This is a genomic window from Neobacillus drentensis (assembly GCF_036965645.1).
Classification (GTDB): domain Bacteria; phylum Bacillota; class Bacilli; order Bacillales; family Cytobacillaceae; genus Neobacillus; species Neobacillus drentensis_D.
In genome coordinates this window covers 1-8,298 of record NZ_JBALPZ010000090.1, presented here as the reverse complement: position 1 = coordinate 8,298, position 8,298 = coordinate 1, and the positions used below count along the sequence as shown (strand labels likewise).

Sequence of the window (8,298 nt, the reverse complement as noted above, 5' to 3'; positions counted from 1 at the left end):
ATTTAATATACAGAGAAAGTGTTTTAAAACTAATGATTTTTGAAAGGTTAAATTACCTTCTTAAGTAATAGAAGCTAAATAAAATTTAAGAGCTTACCCTTTTATTTTTAGACAGCACTATTTATTTATAAAAATCAGTAAGTATTTAAGTTCCCTTATTGGTGAATATTTGTTAGTAGGATTAGGAGGAAATGATATGTCCAACTCTAAGGCTTATGGAGATTCGGCCATTGAAAATGGTGCTGCAAGTCTACAAGGAACAATCGAAAAAACGACCGTCTGGAAAGACTTTTTGGCTCTGATTAAAATAGGAATTGTTAATTCCAATTTAATTACCACATTTACGGGTCTTTGGCTGGCGATTCATTTCTCTGGACAAAGCTTTTTAGAAAATTTAGATATTGTATTTTTTACAGTAGCTGGTTCCTCTCTGATTATTGCTGGCTCATGTGCCATTAATAACTATATTGACCGGGATATTGACCCCTTAATGGAGAGGACCAAAACAAGACCAACAGTTACAGGGAAGGTAATGCCTGTAAAAGTCTTGGCACTTGGTATTTTGCTAATTGGACTGGGTACACTGAGTTTATTCTTTACTACAATGACTGCAACAGTAATTGGACTGCTTGGAGTTTTTAGTTATGTTTTCCTCTATACGCTATGGTCTAAGCGCCAGTTAGTATCAAATACGATTATTGGAAGCATTTCGGGAGCAGTACCACCTCTAATTGGGTGGGCAGCTGTTGATGGTAATCTAGATATGATGGCTTGGGCATTGTTTGTTTTAATGTTTGTCTGGCAGCCTCCACATTTTTATGCGCTTGCCATGAGAAGAGTGGAAGAATATAGAGCCGCAGGCGTACCAATGCTGCCAGTGGTTAAAGGCTTTAAAACAACTAAAATTCATATCTTGGTTTGGGTAGCTGCACTTCTGCCAATTCCGTTTTTTCTTACTAAGTTAGGGATCCCATTTCTAATTCTGGCTACCGTGTTAAATATCGGCTGGCTGGTGTTGGGGATTTATGGATATAGGGTCAAAGATGACATTAAGTGGGCAAAACTAATGTTTGTCTATTCTTTGCAATATTTAACTATTATTTTTGTAGCGATGGTTATAGTTACATTAATTTAGTTTTGTTACGGCTCAACCCGGGAAAAAGGAAGTCCTCTTTCTTTTTCCTAATTAGTTGATTGATGACGGTTACATATATACTTAAATACATAACTTCTGCCATTGATCACTAACGAAGGGAAGAGCCAACCTACATACTTCTTTGACCAAACAAAATTTATTAGAATTCATTAGTGAAAGAGGGGTTTGATTAAGCTATGAAAAGGCTTGCAAAGTGGCGTCTGATTTCGTTGTTTGCGATTCTAGCGCTTGTACTTTCCGGATGTGGGAAACCATATTTATCTGCGTTAAATCCAGCCGGAGAAGTTGCAGACACACAATACGATTTAATGAAGTTAAGTACGTACGTCATGGTGGGAGTAATCCTAGTAGTAGTGGTAATCTTTGTTTTGGTATTTATCCGCTTTAGAAGAAAGAACGAAAGTATCCCAAAACAAGTCGAAGGAAGTCATCGTTTAGAAATTATCTGGACTACGATTCCGATTTTATTACTACTTATTTTGGCTGTTCCAACTGTTGCGTCAACATTTAAGCTTGCGGATGTGAGTCCGATGGACAAAAAAAATACAAAAGCTCTTATTGTAAATGTACGATCGCATTTATATTGGTGGGATTTTGAATATCCTGGTCAAAAAATTGTAACAAGTCAGGAATTAGTGGTTCCTACAAATGAAAAAGTTTATTTTAATTTAAAATCTATGGATGTTAAACACTCATTCTGGATTCCGGCTGTTGGTGGTAAAATCGATACCAACACAGATAATGCCAATAAATTTTGGCTGGAATTCGATGATAAGCGTGCAAATGAAGCTGGTAATCTTTTCTACGGGAAATGTGCTGAGCTTTGTGGACCATCACATGCTCTGATGGACTTTAAAGTTAAAGCAATGAGCCGTGATAAATTTGATTCTTGGGTTTCGGCCATGCAAAATGTAAAAGCACCACAAAAAGCAACAACAGCTTCAGCGGCCAAAGGACAAGAAATATTTAATCAAAGCTGTATTGGCTGTCATGCTGTTACACCTGCAAACAAAATGCCTGACACTGCTCGTGTAGCACCAAACTTAACAAACTTTGGTGACAGATCTCGTGTGGCAGGTATCCTAGATCATAATAAAGAAGAACTTAAAAATTGGATTAAAAATCCTGAAACTTATAAACCAGGTAATATGATGACTGGTAAATATGGAAACTTAACTGATGACCAAATTGATGCAGTAGCAGATTACTTATTGAGTTTAAAGGTTCAGGAATAATAGGGGAATTGGTTGAAAGGGAGGTAAAATTGTGAGTACCATTGCTCAAAAAAAGGGATTCGGCGCAACCTTATGGGACTATTTAACAACAGTTGACCATAAAAAAATTGCCATCCTATACTTTATTGCCGGTGGATTTTTCTTCTTAGTCGGAGGACTAGAGGCGGTTTTTATCCGTATCCAGCTTGCTGTACCGAATAATGATTTTGTTAGTGCAGGTGCATATAATGAAATCCTCACGATGCACGGAACAACAATGATTTTCTTAGCGGCAATGCCCTTGCTAATTGGTTTTATGAATGCTGTAATGCCATTACAAATAGGGGCTCGTGACGTAGCGTTTCCATTTGTTAATGCGGTAGGATTTTGGTTGTTCTTCTTCGGAGGAATATTTCTAAATTTATCTTGGTTCATGGGCGGTGCTCCTGATGCAGGCTGGACTTCATATGCATCACTTGCACTTCATTCTAAAGGTCACGGGGTTGACTTTTATGTACTAGGATTACAGATCTCGGGTATCGGTACATTAATCGGTGGTATCAATTTCCTTGTTACCATTATTAACATGCGTGCCCCTGGGATGACCTATATGAGAATGCCACTATTTACTTGGACAACATTTGTAGCATCTGCTTTAATTTTATTTGCATTCCCTCCATTAACAGTTGGTTTGACTTTAATGATGTTTGACCGCCTGTTTGGAGCTAATTTCTTTGATGTAACAATGGGTGGAAATACAGTTATTTGGGAACACCTCTTCTGGATTTTCGGACACCCCGAAGTGTATATCTTAATACTTCCTGCATTTGGAATTTTTTCAGAGATCTTTCCGATTTTCTCAAGAAAACGTCTTTTCGGTTATTCATCCATGGTATTTGCGACAGTGCTTATTGGTTTCTTAGGCTTTATGGTATGGGCACATCACATGTTCACAACTGGTTTAGGACCTGTTGCCAATGCTATTTTTGCTGTGGCAACAATGGCAATTGGGGTACCAACGGGTATCAAGATTTTTAACTGGTTGTTTACGATGTGGGGGGGAAGTATCAAATTTACTACTCCAATGTACTGGGCTTTTGCTTTTATCCCTACCTTCCTTATGGGGGGAGTTACAGGCGTAATGCTCGCAGCTGCTTCCGCAGACTACCAGTATCATGATACTTACTTTGTTGTTGCTCACTTCCACTATGTTATTGTTGGAGGTGTAGTATTCGGTATTTTTGCTGGCATACATCTTTGGTGGCCAAAGATGTTTGGAACGATGTTAAATGAAACATTAGGAAAAATCACATTCTGGTTCTTTTTCATTGGCTTCCATTTAACTTTCTTTATCCAGCATTTCTTAGGTTTATGGGGCATGCCGCGCCGTGTCTTTACTTACCTTCCAGGCCAAGGTTTTGAAACTGCAAATATGATCAGCTCTGTTGGAGCCGGATTTATGTCGATTGCAGTAATCATCATGCTCCTTAATGTTGTAATGACTTCTGTGAAAAATGTTAAAGTGGGTAATGATCCATGGGGTGATGGTAGAACACTTGAATGGGCAATTCCTTCACCACCTCCATTTTATAACTTTAAACAGCTGCCATTAGTTCGTGGTTTAGATGCTTATTGGATTGAAAAAATGGAAGGGAAAAAAGGTATGACTCCAGCTGAGCCGCTTGGTGATATTCATATGCCTAACTCTTCATTTATTCCATTTGTGATTGCATTAGGATTGTTCATTGCTGCATTTGGTGCAATGTATCATGTTGATAAAGTGTCATGGGCATTGCCAGTCTTAATTATTGGGCTTTTAATCACTTTTGGTTCATTGTTTACGCGTTCCGTTAAAGATGACCATGGATTCCATATCCATAAAGAGGAATTACAGGAAGAGAAGGGGGCTAAGGCATAATGCACGCTGAAGAAAAAATGACTTATGAAACATGGCCTGCAGAGCCGGAAAAATCTACCCTTGAGGCAAAAAATAAATTTGTTGGTTTTTGGTTATTCTTAGGGGGAGAGACCGTTTTATTCGCCTCTCTCTTTGCAACTTACCTTGCATTAAAAGATAAAGTCCCAAATACAAGTCAGCCCTTAGCAAAAGATTTATTTGAATTACCACTAACATTTCTTGCAACAATGCTGTTATTAACAAGCTCAATCACAAGTGTGTATGCTATGTATCATATGAAGAACTTTGCCTTCAAGAAAATGATGCTTTGGCTTGGAGTAACCGTTTTATTAGGCCTTGGTTTCCTTGGCAGTGAAGTTTATGAATTTACGAATTATGTGCACGAAGGACATAAATTTACCAGCAGTGCGTTCGGCTCCGCTTTCTATTCACTTGTTGGCTTCCACGGCGGCCACGTTGCATTTGGTTTATGTTGGATTTTAACTTTAATGATTAGAAACTCTAAACGTGGTCTAAATCTTTACAATGCACCTAAATTCTATGTTGCCAGCCTTTATTGGCATTTTATTGACGTAGTTTGGGTATTTATCTTCACTGTAGTATATTTAATGGGGATGGTGGGATAACATGACAAATCAACCATTAAGCTCAGGCAACCCAAGAGTGGACCTTGAATATCGACGTAAAAAAAGCGCTGAAGAAATGAGATATCAAGTAATTTCCTTTGCGTTGATGATATTTTTAACATTAGTTGCATTTGCTGCAGTATCGATGAAAGGATCTACGGCTTGGTTTACCGTTCCGTTTATCATTTTATTAGCAGCCGTTCAAGTGGTTTTTCAATTGTTTTATTTCATGCATATGAGCCATAAGGGACATGAGGCACCAAAATTGTTTCTGTTTTCAGGGTTATTTGTCGGCCTGACTGCAATATTAGCATTTAGCACCATTATCTGGTGGTAAAATGTAAAAAGAAGAAAAATCGGCTTTTAACCGATTTTTCTTTTTTTTAGGCTGTGTTAATCTTGGATGTTGATTTCCGCTCCAGTCGCTCGCTTTCCGCGGGCGTGACGGGGAGCCTCCTCGGCGCTTTTGCGCCTGTGGGGTCTCCCCTGCCCCGTACTCCCGCAGGAGTCGAGCGCCTTCCGCTCCAATCAACATTGTCTCAAAATCAACAGTAACCTTTAACACAGCCTTTTTTTAAAGAAAAAATGCAAAACTTTGCGTGGTCTATTTTCTACAGGTATAATAATGGTAGAATCTTTTATATAATGAGGTGAAATCAAGGTGCTTTCTTTAGATATTTTTGGATTTAAAGCCCTTTGGAGCCCGTACTATTTAGCAATATTACTAGCCTTAACTGCTGCTTTTTTTCTAGTGACGACAAAATTCAGATATAAGTTCCAGGAGAGTGAACCATTAACTGTTAAACAAGCAAGCCTATTTTTAACGGCGATATGTTTACTATATGTTATTAAGGGCTCACCATTGGATTTAATGGGACATCTTTTGTTCTATATACATGGGATTACGATGGTTTTATTAGTTTTCCTTGTTCCCCCATTGTTTATTTTATCCATTCCTAATTGGCTATGGAGAACGATTTTGAATTTAATGGTTATCAGATCGTTATTTAAAATATTTTCAAAACCAGTAGTTGCAGTACTTTTATTTAATGCTTTCTTTTCTTTCTATCATATACCAATGGTTTTTGACCACGTCATGCAAAATAGATTTCTTCATGCGGGATACTCTATTATTTTATTTGTGACTGCAATAGGTATGTGGTGGGCATTAATTTGCCCTCTGCCTGAATATAAGAATTTAACTGGAATTAAAAAAGTGGCTTATATTTTTGTTAACAGTATACTAATAACTCCTGCTTGTGCATTGATTATATTTTCCGATAGCTCACTATATGCAACATACCATGACCCTAAGGTATGGTCACAGGTCATGAGTTTATGTGTTGGTTCTACGTTTGATAATTTGAATTTAACTGGACCGGAATTTTTCAGCTCTATGTCTGCAGTGGAAGATCAACGGCTGGGCGGGATCGTCATGAAAATAATCCAAGAAATTATTTACGCTGTTGTTTTAGGCCAAGTATTTTTTGAATGGTACCGTAATGATCAAGAAGACTCAGAACGTGAAATGAAAAAACATAATTTAAATCCTACTCTTGTTGAATAAACTCCCCGCAATTGGGGAGCTTTTTTAATGAATTTGATAGTATTATTTGAAATGGAAAGAGAACTAAACTAAAATGAGGTTAGAATAATTGAGAGTGAGGATAAATAATGAATTTACCGATTTTACCTACGATTAGTACTTCTTTTATAGTTTTAAGTGCGATAACTGTTGCGATAGGCTGGTGGCAAATAAAGCAAAGAAGAATTGAAGCACACAAAAAAACCATGTTTGTTGCGGCTGTTTTTGCTCTTATCTTTTTTATTATATACGCTACTAGAACAATTTTTATCGGGAACACCTCATTTGGCGGACCTGCAGATATAAAAATTTATTACACGGTATTTTTGGTTTTTCACATTACTTTAGCCACAGTTGGGGCCGTTTTCGGAATCATTTCTCTAGTTACCGGATATAAAAATAACCTGCCCATTCATCGCAAGCTGGGACCAGTGACGAGTTTTATTTGGTTTTTTACAGCCATAACCGGGGTTGCTGTTTATCTGTTGTTATATGTTTTTTATAAGGGTGGAGAGACAACGTCTATGATAAAAGCAATACTAGGATTGTAAGTTGATGCTCTGGGGATAATTAAAATATTTTGTTTAGAAAAAGGTGCAAAATTTGGCACCTTTTTATTATATGAATTTTAGTTGCTTGTATACTTAGTAAAGGGTAATGATCTACTTTTTATGACTTTTTTATAAGCAAAGAAAAAGGAAGGGCGCACGAATAGTTCGTGCGCCCTTGCACATTATAGTGCAAACTGTCCGATTTCTTCTGCTACATTTTCAAGGATTTTTTTGCATTGAGTTACAAGGGAAGCAGGGAAGTTTTCACCCTCACCATATTCTACTCCGTGAGGATAATAATGTTTTCCTAAAAGTGGTGTCAGTAATTGAATCGTAGCCTTAAACACGTCAACATCACCCTCCACCGCAAAACCTTGAACACGAAGATAAAATACCCCTTCTTTTAGCTCGAATTTTCGGTCATATGTAACCCGGTCATAATCCCATTGTCCCGCCCGAACTAAACCGTATTCATGCATAACGTCATCTAAACGGTTTAAGTCCGCTTTTAATTTCTCAATTCCAGTGTTCTCGAATTTCATCTTAAATCCCTCCTAAAAACAGTTGCCAAACCCTTTGTTCCTAAATTGGTATTGAAGTAAAATAATAATTCATTCTAATAATAGTTGATATTGTAGCAACTTGCAATGAATAGATTTAAGCGAATAAAACCGTTTGCATTGGTAAAGCCTAAACAATTGAATAGAGGTTTAAAAATACTTTGGAGGAAATTATAATGGAGAAAATTCGGGACATTATGACAGATGAGGTAGAATGTTGTACTTTATTAGATAATATCTTTGAGGTAGCTGTGAAGATGAAGGAACTCAATGTTGGGGCAATTCCAATTGTTGATAACGAAAAACTAGTGGGCATGATTACAGACCGTGATATTGTTATTAGAGGGATAGCGGAAAAAAACCCTGGTTCCACGAAAGTAGAAGATATCATGAGTAAAGAAATGGTAACAGTGAGTCCAGACACTTCCAGCAGAGAAGCAGCAAAATTAATGGCCGAAAATCAAATTCGTCGATTGCCTGTAGTAGAAAACGAGAAACTAATAGGTATTGTCTCCCTCGGAGATTTTGCCATTCGTGAGCTTACAGATGACCAGGCAAAAGAAGCCCTTAGTGAGATTTCAGAACAGAATTTCAAGGATGTTCAGCATTAAGATTATTATATAAATATTAATATTTATCATATAAAACAGGTACTTATTGTGCCTGTTTTATTTTTAAAGTATTAAGT

At 37.2% G+C, this 8,298-nt stretch carries 9 protein-coding genes; 8 read left to right on the top strand and 1 reads right to left on the bottom strand.

Features of this window, described 5'->3' with window-relative positions; translation table 11 throughout:
- Window positions 1–196 precede the first annotated feature (196 nt).
- The 7 genes from cyoE (at window position 197) to V7266_RS17550 (ending at window position 7,050) form a co-directional block, all read left to right on the top strand.
- Window positions 197–1,135, top strand: coding sequence for a heme o synthase (gene cyoE / locus V7266_RS17580; protein ID WP_335469511.1), 939 nt, complete (start codon window positions 197–199; stop codon window positions 1,133–1,135).
- Between the two features lie 197 nt (window positions 1,136–1,332).
- Window positions 1,333–2,391, top strand: a complete 1,059-nt coding sequence (gene coxB, locus V7266_RS17575; RefSeq protein ID WP_335469510.1) for a cytochrome c oxidase subunit II — start codon at window positions 1,333–1,335, stop codon at window positions 2,389–2,391.
- Window positions 2,392–2,422: 31 nt separating this feature from the next.
- A complete protein-coding gene (gene ctaD, locus V7266_RS17570; protein ID WP_335469508.1) occupies window positions 2,423–4,288 on the top strand; it encodes a cytochrome c oxidase subunit I in 1,866 nt (621 codons plus the stop codon).
- Window positions 4,288–4,914 (top strand): cytochrome (ubi)quinol oxidase subunit III, encoded by a 627-nt coding sequence (locus tag V7266_RS17565; RefSeq protein WP_335469505.1) that lies wholly within the window; start codon window positions 4,288–4,290, stop codon window positions 4,912–4,914. The genes ctaD and V7266_RS17565 overlap by 1 nt, the downstream gene beginning before the upstream one ends.
- 1 nt (window position 4,915) lies before the next feature.
- Window positions 4,916–5,251 (top strand): cytochrome c oxidase subunit IVB, encoded by a 336-nt coding sequence (ctaF, locus tag V7266_RS17560; RefSeq protein ID WP_335469503.1) that lies wholly within the window; start codon window positions 4,916–4,918, stop codon window positions 5,249–5,251.
- A 324-nt stretch (window positions 5,252–5,575) separates the two neighbouring features.
- The gene (gene ctaG / locus V7266_RS17555) at window positions 5,576–6,481 is read left to right on the top strand and encodes a cytochrome c oxidase assembly factor CtaG (RefSeq protein WP_335469500.1); all 906 of its coding nucleotides are present in this window, start codon (window positions 5,576–5,578) and stop codon (window positions 6,479–6,481) included.
- A 107-nt stretch (window positions 6,482–6,588) separates the two neighbouring features.
- Window positions 6,589–7,050 carry a DUF420 domain-containing protein gene (locus V7266_RS17550; protein ID WP_335469498.1) on the top strand — a complete coding sequence of 154 codons (462 nt, stop codon included), beginning with the start codon at window positions 6,589–6,591 and terminating at the stop codon, window positions 7,048–7,050.
- 182 nt (window positions 7,051–7,232) lie between these two features.
- On the opposite strand, the gene V7266_RS17545 is transcribed toward V7266_RS17550, so the two are convergent.
- Window positions 7,233–7,592: a YugN family protein gene (locus V7266_RS17545; RefSeq protein WP_335469496.1), complete on the bottom strand. Its 360-nt coding sequence runs from the start codon at window positions 7,590–7,592 to the stop codon at window positions 7,233–7,235.
- 194 nt (window positions 7,593–7,786) lie between these two features.
- On the opposite strand from V7266_RS17545, the gene V7266_RS17540 reads away from it, so the two are divergent.
- The gene (locus V7266_RS17540; RefSeq protein WP_335469494.1) at window positions 7,787–8,221 is read left to right on the top strand and encodes a CBS domain-containing protein; all 435 of its coding nucleotides are present in this window, start codon (window positions 7,787–7,789) and stop codon (window positions 8,219–8,221) included.
- The last annotated feature ends 77 nt before the right edge of the window (window positions 8,222–8,298 follow it).